Source organism: Bradyrhizobium sp. P2_E8 (assembly GCF_056403875.1).
Genome location: NZ_JBFUES010001918.1, coordinates 1 through 540 on the forward strand (window position 1 = coordinate 1; position 540 = coordinate 540).

A 540-nucleotide genomic window follows, 5' to 3' on the forward strand; every position below is an offset into this window, starting at 1 on the left:
GGGCAGCTTCGCCGCGCGCGCATAGACCTCGCGGGCGTGCGCGATCGGGATGCCGAACTTGTTCTCGGACTTGCCGGTGGAGATCTTGGCATGCGTGCCGGCGTCGACATCGGGATTGACGCGCACGGAAATCCGCGCGGTCTTGCCCATCTCGGTCGCAAGGCGCGACAACAACTCGAGCTCCGGCTCGGATTCGACGTTGAGGCAGAGGATGTCGGCAGCGAGCGCAGCGCGCAGCTCTTCTTCCGTCTTGCCGACACCGGAGAACAGGATCTTGCGGGCGGGAATGCCCGCGGCCAGCGCACGCTTCAATTCGCCGCCGGAGACCACGTCGGCGCCGGCGCCAAGCTTGGCGAGTGTACGCAGCACCGACTGGTTGGAGTTCGCCTTCATGGCGTAGCAGACCAGCACCTTCTCGCCGGCGAAAGCATCGGCGAAGACGCGGTAATGCCGCTCCAGCGTTGCGGTCGAATAGCAATAGAACGGCGTGCCGACGGTTGCAGCCAGCTCGGACAGGTTCACCGCCTCGGCGTGCAGCAC

The 540-nt window shown here is 65.7% G+C and carries 1 protein-coding gene; it reads right to left on the reverse strand.

Annotated elements, in window-relative coordinates:
- On the reverse strand, positions 1-540 hold a 540-nt coding region (locus tag AC1D00_RS44705; protein WP_477015159.1), incomplete at both ends, for a diaminopimelate decarboxylase family protein.